The organism is Mangrovibacter yixingensis (assembly GCF_020523985.1).
Classification (GTDB): Bacteria; Pseudomonadota; Gammaproteobacteria; order Enterobacterales; family Enterobacteriaceae; genus Mangrovibacter; species Mangrovibacter yixingensis.
The window spans coordinates 1-24,177 of record NZ_JAIVKM010000011.1 but is presented as its reverse complement, the minus strand read 5'-3'; the positions used below and the strand labels follow the sequence as shown (position 1 = coordinate 24,177).

At 49.5% G+C, this 24,177-nt stretch carries 22 protein-coding genes; 17 read left to right on the top strand and 5 right to left on the bottom strand.

The annotated features are described in order from the left end of the window. Positions 1 to 114 precede the first annotated feature (114 nt). The gene (locus tag LC084_RS21465) at positions 115 to 1,014 is read left to right on the top strand and encodes a carboxylate/amino acid/amine transporter (protein ID WP_226574068.1); all 900 of its coding nucleotides are present in this window, start codon (positions 115 to 117) and stop codon (positions 1,012 to 1,014) included. On the opposite strand, the gene metR is transcribed toward LC084_RS21465, so the two are convergent. Then, positions 902 to 1,855 carry an HTH-type transcriptional regulator MetR gene (metR, locus tag LC084_RS21460; protein ID WP_226573947.1) on the bottom strand — a complete coding sequence of 318 codons (954 nt, stop codon included), beginning with the start codon at positions 1,853 to 1,855 and terminating at the stop codon, positions 902 to 904. The two genes, LC084_RS21465 and metR, sit on opposite strands and share 113 nt — an antisense overlap. A gap of 102 nt (positions 1,856 to 1,957) precedes the next feature. Here metR and metE point away from each other — a divergent pair, with 102 nt between their 5' ends. Further along, positions 1,958 to 4,222, top strand: coding sequence for a 5-methyltetrahydropteroyltriglutamate--homocysteine S-methyltransferase (gene metE, locus LC084_RS21455; RefSeq protein ID WP_226573945.1), 2,265 nt, complete (start codon positions 1,958 to 1,960; stop codon positions 4,220 to 4,222). Between the two features lie 107 nt (positions 4,223 to 4,329). Here the strand turns inward: metE and LC084_RS21450 are convergent, their stop codons facing one another. Next, positions 4,330 to 5,157: a dienelactone hydrolase family protein gene (locus tag LC084_RS21450; RefSeq protein ID WP_226573943.1), complete on the bottom strand. Its 828-nt coding sequence runs from the start codon at positions 5,155 to 5,157 to the stop codon at positions 4,330 to 4,332. 251 nt (positions 5,158 to 5,408) lie between these two features. On the opposite strand from LC084_RS21450, the gene udp reads away from it, so the two are divergent. From udp to tatD, 9 genes are all read left to right on the top strand, one after another. Further along, positions 5,409 to 6,170 (top strand): uridine phosphorylase, encoded by a 762-nt coding sequence (gene udp, locus LC084_RS21445; protein ID WP_226573941.1) that lies wholly within the window; start codon positions 5,409 to 5,411, stop codon positions 6,168 to 6,170. A gap of 196 nt (positions 6,171 to 6,366) precedes the next feature. Beyond that, positions 6,367 to 7,755, top strand: a complete 1,389-nt coding sequence (gene rmuC / locus LC084_RS21440) for a DNA recombination protein RmuC (RefSeq protein WP_226573939.1) — start codon at positions 6,367 to 6,369, stop codon at positions 7,753 to 7,755. A gap of 111 nt (positions 7,756 to 7,866) precedes the next feature. Then, positions 7,867 to 8,628, top strand: a complete 762-nt coding sequence (gene ubiE, locus LC084_RS21435; protein ID WP_226573937.1) for a bifunctional demethylmenaquinone methyltransferase/2-methoxy-6-polyprenyl-1,4-benzoquinol methylase UbiE — start codon at positions 7,867 to 7,869, stop codon at positions 8,626 to 8,628. A 25-nt stretch (positions 8,629 to 8,653) separates the two neighbouring features. Beyond that, positions 8,654 to 9,259, top strand: coding sequence for a ubiquinone biosynthesis protein UbiJ (gene ubiJ / locus LC084_RS21430; RefSeq protein WP_226573936.1), 606 nt, complete (start codon positions 8,654 to 8,656; stop codon positions 9,257 to 9,259). Then, complete coding sequence (ubiB, locus tag LC084_RS21425; RefSeq protein ID WP_226573933.1) at positions 9,256 to 10,896, top strand: ubiquinone biosynthesis regulatory protein kinase UbiB; 1,641 nt, start codon at positions 9,256 to 9,258, stop codon at positions 10,894 to 10,896. The genes ubiJ and ubiB overlap by 4 nt, the downstream gene beginning before the upstream one ends. A gap of 72 nt (positions 10,897 to 10,968) precedes the next feature. Then, positions 10,969 to 11,232 (top strand): Sec-independent protein translocase subunit TatA, encoded by a 264-nt coding sequence (gene tatA / locus LC084_RS21420; protein ID WP_226573929.1) that lies wholly within the window; start codon positions 10,969 to 10,971, stop codon positions 11,230 to 11,232. 3 nt (positions 11,233 to 11,235) lie between these two features. Continuing rightward, entirely contained in the window at positions 11,236 to 11,766 is a 531-nt protein-coding gene (gene tatB / locus LC084_RS21415; protein ID WP_226573926.1) for a Sec-independent protein translocase protein TatB, read from the top strand. Positions 11,767 to 11,768: 2 nt separating this feature from the next. After that, the gene (tatC, locus tag LC084_RS21410) at positions 11,769 to 12,545 is read left to right on the top strand and encodes a Sec-independent protein translocase subunit TatC (protein ID WP_226573924.1); all 777 of its coding nucleotides are present in this window, start codon (positions 11,769 to 11,771) and stop codon (positions 12,543 to 12,545) included. 49 nt (positions 12,546 to 12,594) lie between these two features. After that, on the top strand, positions 12,595 to 13,377 hold the full coding sequence (tatD, locus tag LC084_RS21405) for a 3'-5' ssDNA/RNA exonuclease TatD (RefSeq protein ID WP_226573921.1): 783 nt from the start codon (positions 12,595 to 12,597) through the stop codon (positions 13,375 to 13,377). 20 nt (positions 13,378 to 13,397) lie between these two features. Here tatD and rfaH read toward each other — a convergent pair whose 3' ends face one another. After that, positions 13,398 to 13,889 carry a transcription/translation regulatory transformer protein RfaH gene (gene rfaH, locus LC084_RS21400; protein ID WP_226573918.1) on the bottom strand — a complete coding sequence of 164 codons (492 nt, stop codon included), beginning with the start codon at positions 13,887 to 13,889 and terminating at the stop codon, positions 13,398 to 13,400. A 233-nt stretch (positions 13,890 to 14,122) separates the two neighbouring features. Here rfaH and ubiD point away from each other — a divergent pair, with 233 nt between their 5' ends. Then, complete coding sequence (ubiD, locus tag LC084_RS21395) at positions 14,123 to 15,607, top strand: 4-hydroxy-3-polyprenylbenzoate decarboxylase (RefSeq protein WP_226573916.1); 1,485 nt, start codon at positions 14,123 to 14,125, stop codon at positions 15,605 to 15,607. A gap of 46 nt (positions 15,608 to 15,653) precedes the next feature. Beyond that, entirely contained in the window at positions 15,654 to 16,355 is a 702-nt protein-coding gene (fre, locus tag LC084_RS21390) for an NAD(P)H-flavin reductase (RefSeq protein ID WP_226573914.1), read from the top strand. A 106-nt stretch (positions 16,356 to 16,461) separates the two neighbouring features. On the opposite strand, the gene fadA is transcribed toward fre, so the two are convergent. Beyond that, positions 16,462 to 17,628 (bottom strand): acetyl-CoA C-acyltransferase FadA, encoded by a 1,167-nt coding sequence (gene fadA, locus LC084_RS21385; RefSeq protein ID WP_226573912.1) that lies wholly within the window; start codon positions 17,626 to 17,628, stop codon positions 16,462 to 16,464. 10 nt (positions 17,629 to 17,638) lie between these two features. After that, positions 17,639 to 19,828 carry a fatty acid oxidation complex subunit alpha FadB gene (gene fadB / locus LC084_RS21380; protein ID WP_226573911.1) on the bottom strand — a complete coding sequence of 730 codons (2,190 nt, stop codon included), beginning with the start codon at positions 19,826 to 19,828 and terminating at the stop codon, positions 17,639 to 17,641. Positions 19,829 to 20,016: 188 nt separating this feature from the next. On the opposite strand from fadB, the gene pepQ reads away from it, so the two are divergent. From pepQ to hemG, 4 genes are read left to right on the top strand one after another with little or no spacing between them, the layout of a single operon-like run. Then, entirely contained in the window at positions 20,017 to 21,348 is a 1,332-nt protein-coding gene (gene pepQ, locus LC084_RS21375) for a Xaa-Pro dipeptidase (RefSeq protein ID WP_226573909.1), read from the top strand. Beyond that, entirely contained in the window at positions 21,348 to 21,959 is a 612-nt protein-coding gene (locus tag LC084_RS21370) for an IMPACT family protein (RefSeq protein ID WP_226573907.1), read from the top strand. The genes pepQ and LC084_RS21370 overlap by 1 nt, the downstream gene beginning before the upstream one ends. A 30-nt stretch (positions 21,960 to 21,989) precedes the next feature. Beyond that, entirely contained in the window at positions 21,990 to 23,441 is a 1,452-nt protein-coding gene (gene trkH, locus LC084_RS21365) for a Trk system potassium transporter TrkH (RefSeq protein ID WP_226574065.1), read from the top strand. Between the two features lie 10 nt (positions 23,442 to 23,451). Beyond that, the gene (gene hemG, locus LC084_RS21360; protein WP_226573904.1) at positions 23,452 to 23,991 is read left to right on the top strand and encodes a menaquinone-dependent protoporphyrinogen IX dehydrogenase; all 540 of its coding nucleotides are present in this window, start codon (positions 23,452 to 23,454) and stop codon (positions 23,989 to 23,991) included. Positions 23,992 to 24,177 lie beyond the last annotated feature (186 nt).

The following is a 24,177-nucleotide window of genomic DNA, read 5'->3' as shown; positions in this document are numbered from 1 at the left end:
GCAGAAGATAAATAACGAGTGGTTTTATTTTAACCACTCGTAAATTAAATAGTTGGGCGCGCAGCTGCCTGTCTCGCTAAAATGTTGGTTCGTTCCATTATGAGCCAATATGCCGTGATCTTACTGATAATCACCACTATCTTGTGGGCTTTTTCTTTCAGCCTGATAGGCGAATACCTTGCTGGTCATGTTGACAGCTACTTTTCCGTTTTGATGCGTATTGGCCTGGCCGCACTGGTCTTTTTGCCTTTTCTGCGTACCTGTGGGCAAAAATGGCGCACGTTATTGTCTTATATGCTGGTTGGTGCCATGCAGTTAGGCGTGATGTACCTGTTCAGCTTCCGGGCCTACCTCTACCTGACAGTGTCGGAATTTCTACTGTTTACCATTTTCACTCCACTGTATGTCACATTGATCTACGATGTGCTGAGCCGCCGCCGGTTACGCTGGGGCTATGCGTTAAGCGCTCTGCTGGCGGTAATAGGTGCGGCGATTATTCGTTACGACAAACTGAGTGATCACTTCTGGTTGGGTCTGTTACTCGTACAACTTGCTAACATCAGCTTTGCCATTGGTATGGTGGGTTACAAACGCTTAATGGAAGTCCATCCCATGCCGCAACACAGTGCTATTTCATGGTTTTACATGGGGGCACTGATTGTCGCCGTTATCGCCTGGTTTACATTGGGTAACCCGAACAAATTACCGGAAACCTCGTTACAGTGGGGGATTTTGGTATGGCTTGGAGTGGCGGCATCCGGGCTGGGATATTTTATGTGGAACTATGGGGCAACGCAGGTAGATGCGGGAACACTTGGCATCATGAACAATGTGCATATCCCGGCAGGGCTGCTGGTTAACCTGGCTATCTGGCAGCAGCAGCCTCACTGGAGCAGTTTTCTTATTGGCGCAGCAGTGATTCTGGCTTCCCTGTGGGTACATCGGCGCTGGGTCGCTCCGCACTCCGTACAAATGGCAGATGGTCGCAAGCGTGTTGGCGCGCCGAACGAATAAATGCTTCGATAACCGGTTGGCGCTGCTCCCCATCCCGAACGGCAGCGTACAACCGGCTCCATAAACCTTCGCCTAACGTCCGGGTCACGACCAGACCTTGTCGCTCAAAACTCTCCACTACCCAGTGTGGCAAGGCCGCAATCCCCATTCGGGCAGCCACCATTTGAATCAGTAGCAAAGTATTATCCACACTCTTTAGCGAAGGGCTGACTCCAGCCGGTTGTAGAAAATGACGCCAGACATCAAGGCGTTGGCGTTGCACCGGGTAAATTAACAGTGTTTCACGAGCCAGGTCTTCCGGGCTGATTCGGGCTTTCCCTGCCAGCGGGTGATCTGTCGCCAGCACCAGGCGCACTTCAAAATCAAACATCGGCGAATAATGCAGCCCGCTGCGCGGCAAAATATCGGATGTCAGTACAATATCCAGCTCACTTTGTTGCAAGGCGGGTTGTGGGTCGAAAGTGACGCCGGATTTAAAATCCATGTCCACCTGTGGCCACAGCTTGTGGAAATGTTCCAGAGCAGGGGTCAACCACTGGATACAGCTATGGCATTCAATCGCAATGCGTAACGCAGTCTGTTGGGGTTCATTGCAATCCTGTAAAGCTTGCTGAATTTGTGGCAAAACCTGGGCGGCCAGTTGTAACAGGATTTCACCCTGGGGAGTAAAACGCAGAGGCTGGCTCTTTCGGATAAACAGCCTGAACCCAAGCCGTTGCTCCAGGTCACTGAACTGGTGAGAAAGGGCTGATTGCGTCTGGTGTAACACTGCAGCCGCCGCAGCCAGGGAGCCACTACTGCGGAGTGCCTGCAGAGTTCTCAGGTGTTTTATCTCGATCATGAAAGTCCTTCACTTCGCCTTGAGGATTTTGCGCTTGAGGAATATACAGTACCTGCGGAATATAGATGTGTAAACATCTGGATGGCTAAATGGAGAAGAAAAATGACTGTCCTCAACCATACCCTCGGTTTTCCGCGTATTGGCCTGCGACGCGAACTGAAAAAAGCCCAGGAAAGTTATTGGGCTGGCACCCTGAGCCGTGAAGATTTGTTTGAAACGGGCCGTGAATTACGAGCCCGTCACTGGCAACAACAAAGTGATGCCGGTATCAACATACTTCCTGTTGGCGATTTCGCCTGGTATGACCATGTTCTTGGCACCAGCCTGTTGCTGGGAAACGTTCCTGCACGCCACCAAAACGCCGATGGTACTATTGATATCGACACCTTATTCCGTACTGGCCGTGGCCGGGCACCTACAGGGGAACCCGCCGCTGCAGCAGAAATGACCAAGTGGTTTAATACTAACTACCACTATATGGTGCCGGAATTTACTCAGGGGCAGTCATTTCACCTGGCCTGGACACAACTGCTGGATGAGGTTGATGAAGCCCTGGCGCTCAACCACAGAGTAAAACCTGTGTTACTGGGGCCGGTGACTTATCTATGGTTGGGGAAAGTGAAAGGTGAGGCTTTTGACCGTTTGTCTTTACTCAACGATATTCTGCCAGTTTATCAGCAGGTTTTGGCGGAACTGGCAAAACGTGGCATTGAGTGGGTACAAATAGATGAACCCGCTCTGGTACTGGAATTACCTCCAGCCTGGCTGGCAGCGTTTAAACCTGCTTACCAGGCACTAAGTGGCCATGTGAAATTACTGCTGACTACCTATTTTGAAGGTGTGGCACCTAACCTGAATACCATTGCGGCGTTACCTGTTCAAGGCTTGCATGTCGATTTGGTTCACGGCCATGATGATGTAGCCGAATTGCATAGCAAACTACCGGCAGACTGGCTATTGTCTGCGGGTGTTATCAATGGGCGTAATGTCTGGCGTGCTGATTTGACAAAAAAATACCAGCAACTCAGAGAGATTGTGGGCCAGCGCCCGCTATGGGTTGCCTCTTCCTGCTCTTTGCTGCACAGCCCTATTGATTTGCGTGTTGAAACCCGTCTTGATAATGAAGTGAAAAGCTGGTTCGCATTTGCGGTGCAAAAATGTGAGGAACTGGCGTTACTTTCCCATGCACTGAATAGTGGTGATACCCGGAATCTGGTTGAATGGAGCGCCCCCATTCAGGCCCGCTCTGATTCGCGCCGTGTGCATAATCGCGCAGTTGCTGAGCGCCTTGCCGCCATTGGTGAACAGGATAGCCAGAGAACCAGCGCATACACTAAGCGTGCTCAATTGCAGCGTGCGCATTTCAATTTACCTGCCTGGCCGACCACCACAATTGGTTCATTCCCGCAGACAAAGGAAATTCGGGGGCTGCGGCTTGATTTCAAACAGGGCCGTTTGGATGCGGGTCATTACCGCACCAGTATTGCTGAACATATTCGCCAGGCAGTGCAGGAACAGGAACGTCTGGGGCTGGATGTACTGGTACATGGTGAAGCAGAACGTAATGATATGGTCGAGTATTTTGGCGAACATCTTGATGGTTTTGCTTTCACCCAAAATGGTTGGGTACAAAGTTATGGTTCGCGCTGTGTGAAACCGCCTGTTGTGATTGGCGATGTCAGCCGCCCGGCACCCATTACAGTGGAGTGGGCCAAATATGCTCAGTCATTAACAGATAAACCGATGAAAGGCATGCTGACTGGCCCGGTCACGATTTTGTGCTGGTCCTTCCCTCGGGAAGATGTCAGCCGTGAAACCATTGCGAAACAAGTTGCACTGGCACTGCGCGATGAAGTGGCAGACCTGGAAGCGGCCGGTATTGGTATTATCCAGATAGATGAGCCTGCACTGCGTGAAGGTTTACCGTTGCGCCAGAGTGACTGGCAGGCTTATCTGTCCTGGGCCGTGGAAGCATTCCGCCTGAACGCTGCGGTTGCGAAAGACGAAACACAGATTCATACCCATATGTGTTACTGCGAATTTAATGACATCATGGATTCTATTGCTGCACTGGATGCTGATGTTATTACTATCGAAACATCACGCTCTGATATGGAACTGCTGGAATCCTTTGAACAGTTTGAATACCCGAATGAAATTGGGCCGGGTGTTTATGATATTCACTCACCCAATGTGCCTGATGTTGCCTGGATTGAAAACCTGCTGAAGAAAGCCGCCCGTTATATTCCGGCTGAACGGTTGTGGGTAAACCCGGATTGCGGGTTGAAAACGCGGGGTTGGCCAGAAACCCGGGCTGCACTGGCAAATATGGTTGAGGCCGCCCGTAACCTGCGTCAGGCCTTTTAATCAACTCACTTATGTGTGGCCAGCGAATCAAATGGCAAACAAGTGGTAAGCAATGAAAAAGGAAAGGCGCCTGGCCTTTCCTTGTTTTTACCGTGCGTTAATCCGGCCTATTTTGCGCCTTTATCATATGCAGAGAACCAGGCAAGCATTCTTTCCCAGCCATCTTGTGCGGATTCCTGGTGGTAATTGGGCCGGTAGTCGGCGTTAAAGGCGTGCCCGGCTTCAGGGTAAACCACGATCTCTGCTTTCGCATTTGCTGCACGCAATGCCTGGCGCATGGTTTCCACGCTCTCTAACGGGATACCGTCATCTTTTCCACCATACAAGCCCAAAACAGGCGCGCTAAGATTTGCAGCAACATCAACTGGGTGTTGGGGTGATGTCAGCGTGTGTGCGCCAACCAGGCGGCCATACCAGGCCACAGCCGCTTTTAATTGGGGGTTATGTGCAGCATACAACCAGCTAATACGGCCGCCCCAGCAAAAACCAGTAACAAACAAACGGTGCAGATCACCATGGTTTTTACCAGCCCAGTTCGCCACATGATCCAAGTCCGCCAACACCTGAGCATCCGGTACTTTACTGACCAGATCGCGAAGTAACGCCCCGATCTCTTGGTATTCATTCGGACAGCCCTGGCGAAAATAGAGTTCTGGTGCGATTGCCAGATACCCCTGATGTGCCAGTCGCCTGCAGATGTCTTTAATATGTTCATGCACGCCGAAGATCTCTTGTACCACGATGACAATAGGTAAAGAGGTGGTTATATCCTGCGGTCGTGCATACCAGGCAGGCATATGCTCACCTTGGGTCGCTATGGTTGTTTCGCCCGTATGTAAGCCTTTATCGCTGGTATGAATAACGGTTGAGGTTACTGGTGATACCGCGGGTGCGAATGGGTTATTGGCGGGCGGGGTTGTCTTTTTTTCTGTCATAGCAATCTCCGTGTGAATAGCGCATAAACTTAACTATAGCTGTACAAGGTTCGGCTGGCAGGGGGCAAAAAGTGTAATTAAAGCAAATTTCCTCATTACCCTGATTATTATTGGTGATAAGTGTCACGTTATTAAAGCAACGTAATGTAACATTTGGGTTTTAAGGTGATTTTAGTCACTTTTTAAAGCCAGGGAGTTCAGTAGAGTACGGCTTTACTTCACCCGAACATTGACTCAAAGAGGAGTGATTTATGTCCAGGTCTGATGTGTTTCATCTTGGGCTTACCAAAGCGGATTTACAGGGCGCAACACTGGCGATTGTTCCGGGCGATCCTGAGCGGGTGGAAAAAATAGCCGCGTTAATGGATAACCCGGTAAAACTGGCTGCACATCGTGAATTTACTTCATGGCGGGCTGAGTTAGCCGGAAAATCCGTTGTTGTCTGTTCTACCGGTATTGGTGGCCCTTCTACTTCCATTGCTGTTGAAGAGTTGGCTCAATTGGGTATTCGCACATTCCTGCGTGTGGGCACCACAGGGGCAATTCAGCCGCATATCAATGTTGGCGACGTTTTAGTGACCACAGCCTCTGTACGCCTTGATGGCGCAAGCCTGCATTTTGCGCCGATGGAATACCCTGCAGTGGCAGATTTTGCCTGCACCACTGCGTTAGTTGAAGCAGCCAAAGCTGTTGGCGCGATGACGCATATTGGGGTGACTGCATCCTCCGATACTTTTTACCCAGGCCAGGAACGCTATGACACGTTTTCCGGGCGTGTTGTCAGCCGTTTTAAAGGCTCTATGGAAGAGTGGCAACAAATGGGCGTCATGAATTACGAAATGGAGTCCGCGACGCTGCTGACTATGTGTGCCAGCCAGGGTTTACGCGCCGGGATGGTTGCTGGTGTAATCGTTAACCGTACCCAGCAAGAAATCCCTAACGCAGAAACCATGAAACAGACGGAAAGCTATGCGGTGAAAATCGTGGTGGAGGCTGCCCGCCGCTTGCTCTGATTCTTGCCCACATGCCAGCGGGGAGACCTCCGCTGGTTTGCCTCAATAGCCTCTTGTATCCCTTCTTTATCAACCCTCCCGGCGCGAAAAAATAGCTAAATCGCCATGAGATAGCGATTAGGTGCCATAAAACCTTTTAATCTGGACATTTATACAGCAGAATTTTAACAGGCACAGAGTTCAGGTGGGAGGGAGTGTGGCATTTACCTGGTTTTTCCTTGCAGGCGGATTAGCTGTTGGCGGCTTAACAGGCTGGTTGCTTGCCAGTTTGAGAGCCGCACGGCATATGGCAGATGAACAGGCTGCGCATCGTGATGTATATGGCGAACTCATGGCAACTCGCCAGCAACTGGTACAAAGCCAGCATTGGCAAGAAGAATATGAACAACTCAATCAGGAATTGCGCAATCAACTGGATATAAACCGTATTCAGGAGGCCGACCTGCGGGAGATGGCTACCCGGCTGGAAGAAAACCGGCTACATACGGAAGATAAGCACCGGCAGATGATCAATAGTGAACAACGCTTGAGTGAACAGTTTGAAAACCTGGCGAACCGCATTTTTTCCCAAAGCCACCAACGTATGGACGAGCAGAACCGTCAGAGTTTATCAGGCCTGCTGGCACCTTTGCGGGAACAACTGGACGGCTTTCGCCGCCAGGTCCAGGATAATTTTGGGGCTGAAGCCCGTGAACGCCATACTCTGACTCATGAGATTCGCCAGTTACAGCAGCTCAATGAAAAGATGACGCAAGAAGCGGTCAACCTTACCCGGGCACTGAAAGGTGATAATAAAACCCAGGGGAACTGGGGGGAAGTGGTCCTTGCCCGCGTTCTTGAAGCCTCTGGCTTACGGGAAGGCGCTGAATATGAAACCCAGGTCAGTGTCACATTAGATAACCACAGCCGTATGCAGCCCGACGTGATTGTCCGCTTGCCACAAAATAAAGATGTGGTAATAGATGCGAAAATGACGCTGGTGGCTTATGAACGTTATTTTAATGCCGAAGACGATGTCACCCAGGACGCTGCGCTCAGTGAACATATTGCCGCAATACGTAACCATATTCGGTTGTTAGGCCGTAAAGATTACCAACAACTTCCTGGTTTACGCTCGCTGGATTATGTGCTGATGTTTATTCCGGTGGAGCCCGCTTTTTTGCTGGCGATAGACCGCCAGCCTGAACTGATCAGTGAAGCCTTACGCAATAATATTATGTTGGTCAGCCCGACAACGCTGCTGGTGGCACTGCGTACTATTGCCAATCTGTGGCGTTATGAACATCAAAGCCGTAATGCGCAACAAATCGCTGAGCGTGCAAGCCGGTTGTATGACAAAATGCGCCTCTTTGTTGATGATATGATGGCAATAGGGCAAAGCCTTAACAAGGCCCAGGATAATTATCACCAGGCAATGAAAAAATTAGCTCACGGGCGCGGGAATTTGCTGGTTCAGGCAGATTCCTTTCGTGAGTTAGGGGTAGAAGTCAAGCGTGAGATAAATCCTGAATTAACAGAACAGGCACGCCAGGAAGATACTGATGCCAGTGTGGCATCACGGCAGGATACGCCACTACCGCCCTGACAGGCGCAATAACAATGGCCTGGTGGTATTTTCCACCAGGTTTGGGACTTAGAGCAATATTGCGCAATCTGTTACACTTCACACTCTTTTTTAGGATGGGCAGGCACTAAGATGGCTGATGAATCTGATTCAAAAGATACTACGCATTTCGGTTATCGTACCGTAGCGACAGAACAAAAAGCGGATATGGTTGCACAGGTTTTTCATTCGGTGGCGTCGAAGTACGACCTGATGAACGACCTGATGTCCTTTGGTATTCATCGCATATGGAAACGCTTCACTATTGATTGCAGTGGTGTAAGGCGCGGGCAGTGTGTGCTTGATTTAGCGGGTGGTACCGGCGATCTGGCCGCCAAATTCTCGCGGCTGGTTGGCGAAAGCGGCAAAGTGGTGCTGGCAGACATCAATGACTCCATGTTGAAAATGGGGCGTGAGAAACTGCGTAACCTCGGCATTGTCGGTAATGTTGAATATGTTCAGGCTAACGCTGAAGCACTGCCGTTTCCGGACAATACATTTGATTGCATCACCATCTCTTTTGGGTTGCGTAATGTGACAGATAAAGACAAGGCGTTGCGCTCGATGTTTCGGGTTCTTAAACCCGGCGGGCGGTTACTGGTGCTGGAGTTTTCTAAACCTGTTCTGAAGCCGCTCAGTAAAGCCTATGACGCATACTCCTTCCACGTTCTGCCGCGGATTGGCGAATTGGTTGCTCACGATTCGGAAAGTTACCGCTATCTGGCCGAGTCGATTCGCATGCATCCTGACCAGGAAACCCTAAAAGGCATGATGGAAGACGCAGGGTTTGAAAACGTCACTTATTTCAATTTGACCGGCGGAATTGTCGCACTGCATCGCGGCTATAAATTCTGAAGAAAGGCCTGACAGGAGGCGCAGGATGCCATTTATGCCATTGATGACAGCAGGGATTGAGACCGCACTGAATAAACTGCTCTGGCAGGATAAAGCGCTCAGGGCAGCCCGCCAGCGGTTATACGGGAAAGTATTGCGTATCACCCTTCAGGAACTGAACGCCCCTCTTGTTATGGTTTTCAGTGAGCAACAAGTGGATGTCGTCGCTCAGTGGGATGGCGAGGTCGAGTGTACGGTGATTACTCGGTTATCGGTCTTACCTTCCCTGCGTGACCGTAGCCAACTTACCCAGCTTATTCGTCAGGGTGATCTTGAGGTTCAGGGTGATATTCAGGTTGTGCAGAACATGGTGAGCCTGCTTGACCTGGCTGAAATTGACCCGGCAGAGCTGCTGGCACCCTGGACCGGAGATATTGTCGCGGAAGGCCTGGGCAGGGCTGTGCGTAACGGTGCGCAATTTTTGAAGCAACGGCTGGTGCGCCAGCGCCAGAATGTATCCCAGACCATAACAGAAGAGTGGCGCCTGGCTCCAGGTGCGCTTGAAGTTGCGTGGTTTACTGAAGAAGCACAAGCACTAAATACTGCTGTTGAAAACCTGAGTCAGCGGCTTGAGAAACTGGAGGCCAAATGACGCCAGGTGAGATTCGCCGCCTGTACTTCATCATTCGTACTTTTCTGACTTACGGCCTTGATGAACTTATCCCCAAAATGCGCATTACGCTGCCACTGCGTTTATGGCGGCGTTTGTTGTTCTGGTTGCCAAACCGGCATAAAGATTTGCCGCTAGGTGAGCGTCTGCGGTTGGCGTTACAGGAACTGGGCCCGGTCTGGATAAAGTTTGGCCAGATGTTATCCACCCGCAGGGATCTGTTTCCCCCCGCGATTGCTGATCAACTGGCTTTGTTACAAGACCGTGTTGCCCCTTTTGATGGTCGCCTTGCACAGCAACAAATCGAAAAGGCGATGGGCGATATTCCTGTCGAAACCTGGTTTGATGATTTCGCTGTCGAACCACTGGCGTCTGCATCCATTGCGCAGGTGCATACCGCACGCCTGAAAGACAACGGTAAAGAGGTGGTGATTAAGGTTATCCGCCCGGATATTCAGCCTGTGATTAAAGCCGATATTCGGCTTATTTACCGCCTGGCACGCTGGGTACCACGCTTGATGCCGGATGGGCGCAGGTTACGCCCTACAGAAGTGGTGCGTGAATACGAAAAAACGTTAATGGATGAACTGAATTTACTGCGGGAAGCCGCTAATGGCATCCAGTTACGAAGGAATTTTGAAAACAGCCCTATGTTGTACGTCCCAGAAGTTTATTCAGACTACTGCAGCGAGAATATGCTGGTCATGGAACGTATTTATGGGATACCGGTCTCAGATGTTGCAACCCTGGAAAAAAATGGCACCAACATGAAGTTACTGGCAGAGCGTGGGGTTCAGGTGTTTTTTACCCAGGTTTTTCGTGACAGTTTCTTTCACGCGGATATGCATCCGGGCAATATTTTTGTAAGTTACGAGCATCCGGAAAACCCACAGTACATTGGTATTGATTGTGGGATAGTGGGGTCGCTGAATAAAGATGACAAACGCTACCTGGCTGAAAACTTCATCGCATTTTTTAACCGCGATTACCGTAAGGTTGCTGAATTGCATGTCGATTCAGGTTGGGTTCCGCCAGACACCAATGTGGAAGAGTTTGAGTTTGCCATCCGTACTGTTTGCGAACCGATTTTTGAAAAGCCGTTGGCAGAAATTTCATTCGGCCATGTATTACTCAATCTGTTTAATACTGCCCGGCGGTTTAATATGGAAGTACAACCGCAACTGGTGCTGTTACAGAAAACCCTGTTATATGTAGAAGGTGTTGGACGGCAGTTATACCCGCAACTGGATTTGTGGAAAACGGCAAAACCGTTCCTTGAATCTTGGATAAAAGACCAGGTGGGGATTCCCGCTCTGGTTCGGTCATTCAAAGAGAAAGCGCCGTTTTGGGTAGAAAAAATGCCGGAAATCCCTGAGCTTTTTTATGAAAGTTTGCGCCAGGGGCGTCATTTACAGCACAGCATGGATAAGATTTCCCGTGAGTTGCACGATACTCGAGTACGTCAGGGGCAATCACGATATTTGTTTGGTATTGGTGCAACACTGATTGTCAGTGGTACGCTGTTGCTAATTAATCGGCCTGACTGGGGTATGATGCCCGCATGGCTAATGGTAGGTGGCATCGCTGCGTGGCTTGTGGGCTGGTGGCGGACTACCTGATTTTTTCATTATGAAAGCGTAAGCCCCGCAATGCGCGAGGCCGGACTTCACTTTTCGTCTCTGAGGATCATTATGGGTGGTATTAGTATCTGGCAATTATTGATAATCGTTGTCATTGTTGTTCTGCTGTTTGGTACCAAGAAACTCAGTTCTTTGGGTTCTGATCTTGGCGCATCAATCAAAGGCTTTAAAAAAGCGATGAATGATGACGATGAAGGCAAAGATGATAAAACGAAATCTGCACCTGATGCCGATTTCACCACCAAGAACTTGTCAGAAAAAACTGACGAGACAACGAAAGACGAACAGAAAAAGAGCGATAAAGAGCAGGTGTAAACAGTGTTCGATATTGGTTTTGGCGAGTTATTACTGATTTTTATAATTGGTCTGGTTGTGCTTGGGCCCGAACGTCTGCCTGTTGCTGTGAAAACAGTGGCGGGTTGGGTTCGGGCGTTGCGTTCGCTCGCCTCAACTGTGCAAAACGAGTTGGCGCAGGAGTTAAAACTTCAGGAGTTTCAGGACAGCCTCAAAAAAGTTGAAAAGGCGAGTATGGATAACCTGACGCCTGAACTGAAGTCTTCTATGGATGAGCTGCGTGAAGCTGCTGAGTCAATGAAACGCTCCTATAGCCAGCATGATCCAGAAAAACTCAGCGATGAGGAAAACACTATCCGCAACCCTGCAAAACAACAGGCAGAGCAGGATGAAACGGTTTCTTCGTCATCTGAACCCGGCACGGCCCCAGAAACGGTAACAGCACAGCCCTCTGAAGCTCCCGCACTCTCGTCTGATGTGCGCGAGCATGAAACAGTGGCAGCTGAAACCGGTGATGAAAACCCTGTGTCTTCCGTATCGAACAAGAAAGGGTAACTATGGCCGTCGATGATACCCAACCGCTGATTAGTCATCTGATCGAGCTTCGCAAACGCTTGATGAACTGTATGATTTCTGTGCTGATCATCTTTCTTGCGCTGGTCTATTTTGCCAATGACATCTATCAACTTATTTCGGCGCCATTAATCAAACAGATGCCCCACGGTGCCAGCATGATTGCGACAGATGTCGCTTCGCCGTTTTTCACCCCCATCAAGCTGACGATTATGGTGTCGGTGATATTGTCGGCACCTGTTATCCTGTACCAGGTGTGGGCGTTTATTGCGCCAGCGCTTTACCGGCATGAGCGTCGCCTGGTCGTGCCATTGCTGGTTTCCAGCACTTTTTTGTTCTATATCGGCATGGCCTTTGCGTATTTTGTCGTCTTCCCTCTCGCATTTGGCTTCCTGACACGAACCGCACCTGCTGGGGTCGTGATATCAACTGACATCACGAATTACCTCGATTTTGTTATGTCGCTCTTCATGGCATTTGGTGTGGCATTTGAAGTACCCGTTGCGATTGTTCTGTTGTGTTGGATGGGCGTGACAACCCCTGCAGACCTGAAGAAAAAGCGTCCTTATATACTGGTAGGGGCGTTTGTGGTGGGAATGCTGCTCACACCACCAGATATCTTCTCTCAGACATTGCTGGCTGTGCCTATGTATTTGTTGTTTGAGATAGGTGTTTTCTGTTCCCGGTTCTATGTAGGGAAACGCCGCCCTCGGGATACGTCCGATGACGAAGATCCAGACAACGCAGACAGCGCCAGCTAATTTCATTTAAATTACCGCCCTTACCGGGCGGTTTTTTCAGGTCACTCCTATGTTTGATATCGGTGTTAATTTAACCAGCTCACAGTTTGATAAAGACCGTGCTGATGTTGTTTCTCGTGCGCAAGACGCGGGTGTCCATGGTTTGTTAGTGACCGGAACCAGCGTGCGGGAAAGTGAACAGGCACTGGCGTGTGCTACTGAGTATAAGAATTGTTGGGCAACAGCGGGTGTACACCCCCATGATGCCAGTACCTGGAGTGAAACGGTGGCTGAGCGCATTTATCGCCTTACTGGGCAAGATAAGGTGGTGGCGGTTGGAGAATGTGGGCTGGACTTTAACCGTAACTTTTCTTCCCCACTTGAACAGGAGCAAGCTTTTACTGCACAACTGGCTATCGCGGCTGAATGTGAATTACCCGTCTTTCTTCACTGCCGGGAAGCGCATGACCGCTTTATGGCTTTACTCAAACCCTGGCTGAATAAGCTTCCTGCGGTTGTCCTGCACTGTTTTACTGGAACCCGCGAAGAAGCGGAAATTTGCCTGGCGCATGGGTTGTACCTGGGGATAACCGGATGGGTATGTGACGAGCGTAGGGGATTGGCACTACGGGAATTATTACCGGTAATTCCGGCAAGCCAGCTATTACTGGAAACCGATGCGCCTTATTTGCTGCCCAGAGATTTGCTACCCAAACCGCGTTCCCGGCGTAATGAACCTTGCCTGTTACCCCATATTTTTCAACAGGTCGCCCGGTGGCGTAATGAAGATCAGAATGAGCTTGAGGCCATGACAGACAATAATGTACGCCGGGTTTTTAACATTCGTTTTTGATAGCCCCCTGAGACAGGGCCTTAGATTTTGCGAAACTCGGTATTTTTAACGCTTCTCAACACTTGCTTGTTAAGCAGGTTGAGCAAAAGAATGGAGCGAGTCTCACCATCGGGTTCGGTGAAAATGGCATCCAGCCCTTCGAATGTTCCATCTGTAATTACAACCTGGTCGCCAGGATAAGGCGTCTCGGGGTCAGTAATATCTGAATCGGGCTGATAGCACAGTAATTGGTTGATAACATCGGTGGGCACGATGGCGGGTTGCGAACCAAAACGAACAAAATGGCTTACACCCCGGGTAGAGTTTACCGTTGTTGTGTGGATCTTTTCCGGGTCAAACTCGACAAATAAATAGTTTGGAAATAAAGGTTCCTGTACCTCAGTACGCTTACCACGCACTATTTTTTCTAGTGAGATCATTGGTGTGACACAATTGACAGACTGGCGCTCCAGATGCTCTTGCGCCCGCTGTACTTGCCCACGTTTACAATAAAGCAGATACCAGGATTCCATAATTTCTCTAATATTGTCGCCCGACTGGCAAGCATAGCAAATAGTGCAGGAGAGGGATAGCCGCTCGCATAACATGGCTTTTTACCAGTATATTTTATTGTGCATCCAGGGAAGTTAAAGGTGAAGTAGTGCGCTGGTTGTATGGTAAATTCACGCTAATTTAACAAAATTACAGCATCACCGGACTGAAGTCCGTATAATGATGCGCTAAATTTGGTGCGAAAAAGAACAGCATGAAATATCACGATCTACGCGAATTTCTTACCCTGCTCGAAGCGCAAGGTGAACTCAAACGTATTACACTCCCTGTTGATCCCCATCTGGAAATAACAGAAATAGCTGACAGAACATTGCGTGCTGGCGGTCCGGCCTTATTGTTCGAAAACCCGAAAGGCTACAACATGCCCGTGCTGTGTAATTTATTTGGTACGGCAAAGCGGGTTGCTATGGGCATGGGGCGTGACGATGTTTCAGCGTTGCGTGAAGTGGGTACGTTGCTGGCTTTCCTTAAAGAGCCCGAAGTTCCTAAAGGCTTTCGTGATTTATTCGATAAAATCCCGCACTTTAAACAAGTTCTTAATATGCCTGCGAAACGGGTTCGTTCTGCACCTTGTCAGGAAATCGTTCAGCAGGGCGATGACGTTGATCTGGGGCAGATCCCGGTTATGCATTGTTGGCCAGAAGATGCCGCGCCTCTGATAACCTGGGGGCTGACGGTGACACGTGGGCCGCATAAAGAGCGCCAAAACCTGGGGATTTATCGCCAGCAGGTTTTGGGAAAAAATAAAATCATTATGCGCTGGTTGTCCCATCGTGGCGGAGCACTGGATTTTCAGGAATTCTGCCAGGCCAATCCGGGCGAACGCTTTCCTGTTTCGGTCGCGTTGGGTGCAGATCCCGCGACTTTACTCGGCGCAGTTACGCCGGTGCCGGATACGCTCTCAGAATATGCTTTTGCCGGGTTGCTTCGAGGGAATAAAACTGAAGTAGTGAAGTGCCTGTCGAATGACCTCGAAGTACCGGCCAGTGCCGAAATTGTGCTGGAAGGTTACATTGAACCTGGCGAAACGGCAGTAGAAGGGCCTTATGGTGACCATACAGGGTACTACAATGAAGTTGATAGCTTCCCAGTTATGACCGTCACACATATTACGCGCCGCGAAGATGCTATTTATCATTCAACATATACCGGCCGCCCGCCAGATGAACCCGCGGTGATGGGGGTGGCACTGAACGAAGTTTTCGTACCCATTTTGCAAAAACAATTCCCGGAAATTGTTGATTTCTATTTACCGCCAGAAGGCTGTTCTTACCGTATGGCGGTAGTCACGATGAAAAAACAGTATCCAGGGCATGCCAAACGCGTGATGATGGGCGTATGGTCATTTCTACGTCAGTTTATGTATACAAAGTTTGTTATTGTATGTGATGACGACATCAATGCACGTGACTGGAATGATGTTATCTGGGCGATTACCACGCGTATGGATCCCGCCCGGGATACGGTGATGATTGAAAACACACCGATTGATTATCTGGATTTCGCCTCGCCTGTTTCTGGGCTGGGGTCGAAAATGGGGCTGGATGCCACAAATAAATGGCCAGGTGAGACACAGCGTGAGTGGGGGCATCCCATAACCAAAGATCCTGAAGTGGTGGCTCGTGTTGATGCTATCTGGTCGCAGCTTGGTATAGTGGATGACGGTAAAACTGCCTGAGCCGCAGCCGTTGCAACATCGCTTTAATGACCCGAAGAGGGAACGCATGACAATTTTAAGCTGTAAAGTGACCTCGGTAGAAGCCATTACGGATACGGTGTATCGCGTACGTTTACTACCGGAAGCTGATTTTTCTTTTCGTGCCGGGCAGTATTTGATGGTGGTAATGGATGAGCGGGATAAACGCCCGTTTTCTCTGGCTTCCACACCGTCTGAACATGGGTACATAGAACTGCATATTGGTGCGTCTGAACTGAACCTGTACGCCATGGCCGTAATGGACAGGATCCTTAAAGACCGTGAGATTGTTGTCGATTTACCCCATGGCGAAGCCTGGTTGCGCGAAGATAGTGATCGCCCACTGGTTCTGATTGCCGGGGGCACGGGGTTCTCTTATGTTCGCTCAATCCTGCTTACTGCGCTGGAAAATAATCCTCAGAAGGATATCGCTATTTACTGGGGTGGGCGGGAAGATAAACATCTGTATGATCTCAGTGAGCTTGAAGCACTGGCTCTCCAGCACCCTAATTTGCGGGTTGAAGCTGTTGTCGAACAGCCGGAAGAAGGTTGGCAAGGGCGTACCGGGACGGTACTGGCCGCAGTGATGCAGGATTATGGCACGCTTGCCGGGCATGATATTTACATTGCCGGCCGTTTTGAAATGGCGAAGATTGCCCGTGAGCTGTTCTGCAATGAGCGTAGCGCACGTGAAGACCGCATGTTTGGTGACGCTTTTTCATTCATCTGATAGCGAATGCCCGAGCGGGAGAACACCATGTAGCTACAGGGTGTTTTTCCGCTAAATGCGTGAAAAAACCCGCCCCTGACAGGCGGGAACACGGCAACTAAATCGGTTATTCAGTTCGCTCAAAAACAGTCGCAATGCCTTGGCCCAGGCCAATACACATTGTTGCCAGGCCAAATTGCGCATCCTTCCTTGCCATAATATTCAGTAATGTTGTGCTGATACGTGCTCCAGAACACCCTAATGGGTGACCTAATGCGATGGCTCCGCCGTTAAGATTGATTTTCTCGTCCAGCATTTCGATAAGCCCCAGGTCTTTAATGCAAGGTAATACCTGAGCAGCAAAAGCCTCATTCATTTCAAACACATCGATATCTGCAGGTGTAAGACCGGCTTTTTTGAGCGCCAGTTTTGACGCAGGCACCGGGCCATAACCCATAATGGATGGGTCACAACCTACCACTGACATGGAACGAATTCTGGCTCGAATGGGTAACCCAAGCGCTTTGGCTCGGCTTTCGCTCATAACCAGTAAGGCTGCAGCCCCATCGGATAACGCAGATGAACTGCCAGCAGTTACGGTGCCAGTAACTGGGTCAAATGCCGGTTTCAGGGCTGCCAGGCTTTCAAGGCTGGTCTCTGGGCGAATAACTTCATCTGTGCTCAGCATGACAGGAACGCCTTGAGCATCATGACCGCCTGTTGGCACAATTTCGCTTTTGAACGCACCAGACTGTGTTGCGGCAAAAGCGCGCTTGTGTGAGCGTTCGGCAAACGCATCTTGCATCTCACGAGAAATACCGTGCATGCGGGCCAGCATTTCTGCTGTCAGCCCCATCATCCCCGCCGCTTTGGCAACATTCCGGCTAAGACCGGGGTGAAAATCCACACCATGATTCATCGGGACATGGCCCATATGTTCCACACCGCCGACCAGGCAAATATGGGCATCACCAGTCATTATCATGCGAGCCGCATCGTGCAGGGCCTGCATAGAAGAACCGCACAGACGGTTAACGGTCACCGCCGGTACACTGTGTGGGATCTCGGCGAGTAGAGCGGCATTACGAGCAACGTTAAACCCTTGCTCCAGTGTTTGCTGAACACAGCCCCAATAAATATCGTCGATATCGGCGGCATTGAGTGCCGGATTGCGCGCCATCAGGCTGCGCATCAAGTGAGCAGATAAATCTTCAGCACGGGTAAAACGGAATGCCCCACCTTTCGAACGGCCCATTGGGGTTCTGATGGCATCAACGATGACAACCTTTTCCATAACTCACTCCTCAGGCGCATTTCAGGTTACTGGATGGGCGTGCAGGCTCCACAGATGGGTAATAGCTTGCGTTAGTTCGGGCTTTTTCGCGTAAGCCATCAGTAACGGCATACAGTGGCCCAAGTTCCTGGTAGTGTTCTGCCATATCGAGATATTTGGCACTCCCCAGCGTGTCGATCCAACGCAGCGCACCGCCATGGAATGGAGGGAAGCCAAGACCATATACCAGGGCAATATCGGCTTCCTCGGGCGAGGCAATAATGTTTTCTTCCAGGCAGCGAATGACTTCGTTAACCATGGGGATCATCATGCGCGCAATAATGGTTTCATCACTGAACTGAGCCGCGGGCTGGCAAACCTCACTGAGCAGGTCAGCAACACTGTCATCAGCGATTTTACGCGGTTTGCCTTTGCTGTCGGTTTCGTAGCGCCAGAAGCCCTGGCCATTTTTTTGCCCATAACGCCCGGCGTCAAACAGCACATCAATGGCATCGCGATAATCTTTTTGCATGCGCTGTGGGTAGCCGGCGGCCATTACGGCCTGGGCATGGTGGGCAGTATCGATTCCGACCACATCCAGCAGGTAAGCCGGGCCCATCGGCCAGCCAAATTGTTTTTCCATTACCCGGTCAATCTGGCGGAAATCGGCACCATCTTTGAGTAGTTGGCTGAAGCCGGCAAAATACGGGAACAGAACCCGGTTTACGAAGAAGCCGGGGCAATCATTCACCACTATCGGTGTTTTCCCCATTTTGCTGGCCCATGCAACTACTTTGGCAAGTGTGCTTTCACTGGTTTGTTTACCGCGAATGACTTCAACCAGCGGCATACGATGCACTGGGTTAAAGAAGTGCATGCCACAGAAATTTTCCGGGCGCTGTAACACGCTTGCCAGTTCACTGATTGGGATAGTAGAAGTATTTGAGGCCAGAACGCAGTCTGGGCGGATATGGTTTTCTGTTTCTACCAGTACGGCTTTTTTAACTTTCGGGTTTTCAACAACAGCTTCAACCACGACATCCGCTTTCTCAAAACCAGCATAATGCAGTGTGGGTTGAATTGTTGCCATCACGCTTGCCAGCTTGATGCCATCAATTTTTCCGCGCTCAAGCTGTTTATTCAACAACTTGCTGGCTTCACTGATGCCCAGCGCCAGTGCTTTCTCATTGATGTCTTTCATCAGCACTGGGACACCTTTCCAGGCCGACTGCCAGGCGATACCGCCACCCATAATTCCCGCACCCAGCACAGCAGCCTGCTGTGGTAATGCAACGTCGCGGCTGTATTTTTTTGCCAGGCTTTTTACGTGTTGATCATTAAGGAAAATGCCAACCAGAGCACGGGCCTGAGGGGAGTGAGCCAGGGGAACAAAACTTTGATTTTCCAGTTTCAGGGCGTCATCCCTGCCCATTGCAGCGGCGGCTTCTATCGTTTTCACGGCGGTAATTGGAGCCGGGTAATGTTTCCCAGCGGTTTGGGCGACCATACCTTTCGCAATCGAAAAGCTCATGGCAGCTTCAATTTTGCTGAGTTTCAGCGGTGCCAGTTTTACAGCGCGTTTGCTGCGCCAGTCCAGGTTTCCGGCTACCGCCTGTTGCAATACCTGCACCGCTGCGGCTTTCAGGTTCTCCTGATTTACCACGCCATCAACCAGGCCAATTTTAAGTGCCTGTTGCGCATCCACATCTTTGCCAGCGGCAATAATTTCCAGAGCACTGTCTGCGCCCAGTAAGCGAGGCAAACGAACGGAACCGCCAAACCCAGGCATTATTCCCAGCTTTGTTTCTGGTAAGCCAATACGGGTTTCCGGTGTGGCAATGCGGAAATCAGTTGCCAGAACACATTCACAACCACCCCCCAGCGCATAGCCATTAACAGCAGATATTGTGGGAACAGGCAGGTCTTCAAGGCGGTTAAAGACGCTATTAGCGAAGTGTAACCACTGGCTGAGCTGTTCGGCTGGGACTAAAAACAGGGAAAGAAACTCCATGATGTCCGCGCCGACAATAAAGGCATTTTTATCCGAACGCAGTAACAGGCCTTTTAGGTCTTCTTGTTTTTCAAGTATATCCAGTGCACTTCCGAGGCTGGCAACCGTTGCGGTGTCCAGCTTATTGACTGAACCGGGTGCGCTAAATACCAGTTCGGCAATGCCATTTTCCAGCCAGTCGAGATAAAGGGTTTCACCTTGGTAGAGCATGTCAGTCTCCTGAATCCAGCAAAAGGATCTGGTCGTACCAGATGAGCGGAGTGTGGAATTTATGTTAAAAAAATGCAAATTAATCTTTAATTTTTTGCTGGAAGGATCACGGATACGTGAAAACACGCTCTGGATAAGTGGGTGTGATAAAATACTCGCTTCAGGGTTAACGTATAAAGGGTAAGGTTATGGACTCGTTAGTCGCACTGTATAAAGAACATATTGAGGCATTGCAGGAACGTACTCGCAATGTGCTGGCGCGTTTCAATTTGGATGCACTACTGATTCATTCCGGTGAATTATTTAATGTTTTTCTCGATGACCACCCTTATCCATTTAAAGTTAACCCGCAGTTTAAAGCATGGGTACCTGTCACACAGGTTCCTAATTGTTGGTTGCTGGTGGATGGGGTTAATAAGCCTAAACTGTGGTTCTGGTTGCCTGTTGATTACTGGCATAACGTTGAACCATTGCCGCAATCTTTTTGGACTGATGAGATTGATCTGAGTGCACTGGCTAACGCCAAAGAGATTGGCAGTATGCTACCTGCGCAGCGCAAAAATATTGCTTATATTGGCCCGGTTCCGGAACGCGCTCTGCAACTCAATATTGAATCCCGCAATATAAACCCTCAGGGTGTAATTGATTACCTGCATTTCTACCGGGCTTACAAAACCGAGTATGAACTGGCGTGCATGCGTGAAGCGCAAAAAATGGCCGTGGTTGGCCACCATGCCGCTCATGACGCATTCTTATCCGGAATGAGTGAGTTTGATATTAATCAGGCCTATTTAACTGCGACGGGTCACCGTGACACGGATGTCCCTTATGGCAATATCGTGGCACTGAATGAGCATGCGGCGGTATTGCATTACACGAAACTGGATCACCGGGCACCAGCTAAAAATCTCAGCTTCCTGTTGGATGCAGGGGCAGAATACAACGGTTATGCTGCTGACTTAACGCGTACCTGGTCGGCTCAGAGTGATAACGATTATGCAGCATTGATAAAAGATGTGAATGAGCATCAACAAGCACTGATTGCTACTATGCAGGCGGGAACGCGTTATACCGAATACCATTTGCAGTTCCATCAGCGTATTGCGCAAATGTTGCGTAAGCACCAGATAATTACTGGTATCAGTGAAGAAGCTATGGTTGATGCGGATATTACCGGGCCGTTCATGCCACATGGTATTGGCCATCCCCTTGGGTTGCAAGTGCACGATGTAGCAGGATTTATGCAGGATGATTCTGGCACAAGCCTGCCGGCTCCCGATAAGTACCCTTATCTGCGTTGTACCCGGGTGCTTGAACCCGGTATGGTGCTCACTATTGAACCCGGTATCTATTTTATTGAATCTTTGCTTTCAACCTGGCGTGAAGGGCCTTATAGCAAGCACTTCGACTGGCAGAAAATTGAATCACTGAAAGCGTTTGGCGGTATTCGTATCGAAGATAACGTGGTAATTCATGCAAATAGCGTTGAAAACATGACGCGGGACCTGAAACTCAGTTAATGGAGACTTGGCTCATACCCGCTGCTTCTGTTGAAGTGAGTGCTGAAATTAAAAAAAGTCGGTTCATTACTTTTCTGGCACACACTGATGGCGTAGCGGCGGCAAAAGCATTTGTTGAGCAGATACGTTCCATTCATCCCAGTGCCCGGCATCATTGTTGGGCTTGGGTAGCTGGTGCGCCTGATGACTCACAACAACTTGGTTTTTCCGATGACGGCGAGCCTGCAGGAACAGCGGGTAAACCAATCCTTGCACAGTTACAGGGAAGTGGTGTTGGTGAAATTACCGCTGTTGTGGTGCGTTACTATGGTGGCGTATTGCTAGGTACTGGCGGGTTAGTGAAAGCTTATGGTGGCGGTGTTGGCGAGGCATTAGCCCAATTAACAACTCAGCGAAAAATGGCATTGAAGACCTATACTTTGCGTTGTGAATATGGGCTGCTGGCTTCTGTCGAAAGTCTTATTGCCCAAACGCAAGGGCACATTGTTTCCAGTGACTACCAGGATGTGGTTCAGTTAACTATCGCGTTGCCGCCGAGTCGCTTTGATGTGTTTAGTTCGCGCCTGGCAGATATGAGCCGGGGTTCGATGCAATTATTTCCTGTTGTGTAGTCTCTATTATTTTCGAAGGATCCGCGCGTGATGCATTTTCGCCCTATAGTCAGAATTGTTGGCTTACTGGTTATTTTATTTTCGGGAACGATGTTTATTCCCGGGCTGGTGGCCCTGATATATCGCGATGGTGCGGGGAGAGCCTTTACACAAACCTTTTTCGTCGCACTGGCGATAGGTACACTACTGTGGTGGCCCAATCGTCGCCAAAAGCGAGAGCTAAAACCACGGGAAGGTTTTCTGATAGTTGTGCTGTTCTGGACTGTACTGGGGAGTGTTGGTGCATTACCTTTTATTTTTTCTGAACGCCCGAACCTGACGGTCACTGATGCATTTTTTGAATCCTTCTCAGGGTTAACAACAACAGGTGCAACAACATTGGTTGGCCTGGATACGCTTCCCCATGCAATTTTATTTTACCGGCAAATGCTGCAGTGGTTTGGCGGTATGGGAATCATTGTGCTTGCTGTAGCCATTTTGCCAATTTTAGGCGTTGGGGGATTACAGCTCTACCGAGCAGAAATGCCTGGGCCACTCAAAGATAACAAAATGCGCCCGCGTATTGCAGAAACAGCTAAAACTCTCTGGTTTATCTATGTATTACTGACGGTTGCCTGCGCTGCGGCACTGTGGTTTGCCGGTATGCCCATGTTTGATGCTATCAGCCACAGTTTTGCTACTATCGCCATTGGTGGTTTCTCCACTCATGATGCCAGTATCGGTTACTTCGATAGTCCGGCCATTAACTCCATTATTGCGCTATTTCTATTGATTTCCGGGTGTAACTACAGCCTGCATTTTTCGCTGCTAAGTGGGCGTAGCCTTAAGGTTTATTGGCGGGATCCTGAGTTTCGAATGTTTATTGGGGTGCAATTTACACTGGTATTGATTTGTACGCTGGTGTTAATTCTGCATCGCACCTATGGCTCTTTCTGGCAAACCCTTAATCAGTCATTTTTCCAGGTTGTTTCTATGGCTACGACCGCGGGGTTTACTACAGACAGTATTGCGCGCTGGCCACTTTTCCTGCCGGTTTTGCTTTTATGTTCGGCATTTATTGGTGGTTGCGCAGGTTCTACTGGTGGCGGGCTAAAAGTTATCCGTATTTTGTTGTTATTCAAACAGGGTAATCGTGAGCTTAAACGCTTGGTACATCCCAATGCAGTTTACAGCATTAAACTGGGCAACCGTGCGTTGCCAGAGCGTATTCTGGAAGCCGTGTGGGGCTTTTTCTCAGCTTATGCGCTGGTGTTTATCATCAGTATGTTGGCTATTATCGCGACAGGTGTTGATGATTTTTCTGCGTTTGCCTCGGTAGTGGCAACATTGAATAACCTGGGGCCGGGATTGGGAGTAGTAGCGGATAACTTTGCCAGTATGAACCCTGTTGCTAAATGGATTCTGATTGTCGATATGCTATTCGGGCGGCTTGAGGTCTTTACACTATTAGTTTTGTTTACCCCTACTTTCTGGAAAGAATAAGAAGGACAACATGAGAACGCTGATTTTATTTTCCAGCCGGGATGGACATACACGTGAGATTGCACATTATGTTGCAACGCGTCTTCGTGCCGATGGGGAAGAGTGCGAAGTGATGAACCTGCATCGCACCCCTGATATTGATTGGGCGAATATTGATAAGGTTATTATCGGTGCTTCTATTCGTTATGGGCACTTTCATTCGTCGCTCGATAATTTTGTCAAACGCCACGCTTCCACGCTGAATCAACTCACCAGTGCTTTCTTTGCAGTGAACCTTGTTGCCAGAAAGCCAGAGAAAAGAACCCCACAAACTAACAGCTATACTCGCAAGTTCTTATCAAACTCCCCGTGGGCACCTTCGCTCAGTGCTGTTTTTGCTGGCGCTTTACGTTATCCCAAATACCGTTGGTATGACCGGCTAATGATTCTACTGATCATGAAAATGACAGGGGGAGAGACAGATACACATAAAGAGGTGGTCTATACCGACTGGGCTCAAGTTGATGCTTTTACCCATGAACTTGCTCATCTATCCAGCAAAAAGTTGTAAAAATGCGCGCTTTGCTTGAAAACCAGGCGAACGATAATTTTTTTGTATTAAACGCTTGCCAGCCTGAGATTAGGCCCTATAATGCGCCACCACTGACACGGCACAACGGCAAACAAACCGGCCTGTCAGGCAAAGTTAAGTGAAAATAAATGCTTGACTCTGCAGCGGGAAAGCGTAATATACGCA

Bases quoted from the DNA above. Each gene is read 5' to 3' on its own strand.
- tatD (WP_226573921.1), top strand. From the start codon at position 12,595: ATGTTTGATATCGGTGTTAATTTAACCAGCTCACAGTTTGATAAAGAC.
- rfaH (WP_226573918.1), bottom strand. From the start codon at position 13,889: ATGGAATCCTGGTATCTGCTTTATTGTAAACGTGGGCAAGTACAGCGG.
- LC084_RS21450 (WP_226573943.1), bottom strand. From the start codon at position 5,157: ATGACAGAAAAAAAGACAACCCCGCCCGCCAATAACCCATTCGCACCC.
- trkH (WP_226574065.1), top strand. From the start codon at position 21,990: ATGCATTTTCGCCCTATAGTCAGAATTGTTGGCTTACTGGTTATTTTA.
- udp (WP_226573941.1), top strand. From the start codon at position 5,409: ATGTCCAGGTCTGATGTGTTTCATCTTGGGCTTACCAAAGCGGATTTA.
- ubiJ (WP_226573936.1), top strand. From the start codon at position 8,654: ATGCCATTTATGCCATTGATGACAGCAGGGATTGAGACCGCACTGAAT.
- pepQ (WP_226573909.1), top strand. From the start codon at position 20,017: ATGGACTCGTTAGTCGCACTGTATAAAGAACATATTGAGGCATTGCAG.
- tatA (WP_226573929.1), top strand. From the start codon at position 10,969: ATGGGTGGTATTAGTATCTGGCAATTATTGATAATCGTTGTCATTGTT.
- ubiB (WP_226573933.1), top strand. From the start codon at position 9,256: ATGACGCCAGGTGAGATTCGCCGCCTGTACTTCATCATTCGTACTTTT.
- fre (WP_226573914.1), top strand. From the start codon at position 15,654: ATGACAATTTTAAGCTGTAAAGTGACCTCGGTAGAAGCCATTACGGAT.
- metR (WP_226573947.1), bottom strand. From the start codon at position 1,855: ATGATCGAGATAAAACACCTGAGAACTCTGCAGGCACTCCGCAGTAGT.
- metE (WP_226573945.1), top strand. From the start codon at position 1,958: ATGACTGTCCTCAACCATACCCTCGGTTTTCCGCGTATTGGCCTGCGA.
- hemG (WP_226573904.1), top strand. From the start codon at position 23,452: ATGAGAACGCTGATTTTATTTTCCAGCCGGGATGGACATACACGTGAG.
- fadB (WP_226573911.1), bottom strand. From the start codon at position 19,828: ATGCTCTACCAAGGTGAAACCCTTTATCTCGACTGGCTGGAAAATGGC.
- LC084_RS21370 (WP_226573907.1), top strand. From the start codon at position 21,348: ATGGAGACTTGGCTCATACCCGCTGCTTCTGTTGAAGTGAGTGCTGAA.
- fadA (WP_226573912.1), bottom strand. From the start codon at position 17,628: ATGGAAAAGGTTGTCATCGTTGATGCCATCAGAACCCCAATGGGCCGT.
- tatC (WP_226573924.1), top strand. From the start codon at position 11,769: ATGGCCGTCGATGATACCCAACCGCTGATTAGTCATCTGATCGAGCTT.
- ubiD (WP_226573916.1), top strand. From the start codon at position 14,123: ATGAAATATCACGATCTACGCGAATTTCTTACCCTGCTCGAAGCGCAA.
- ubiE (WP_226573937.1), top strand. From the start codon at position 7,867: ATGGCTGATGAATCTGATTCAAAAGATACTACGCATTTCGGTTATCGT.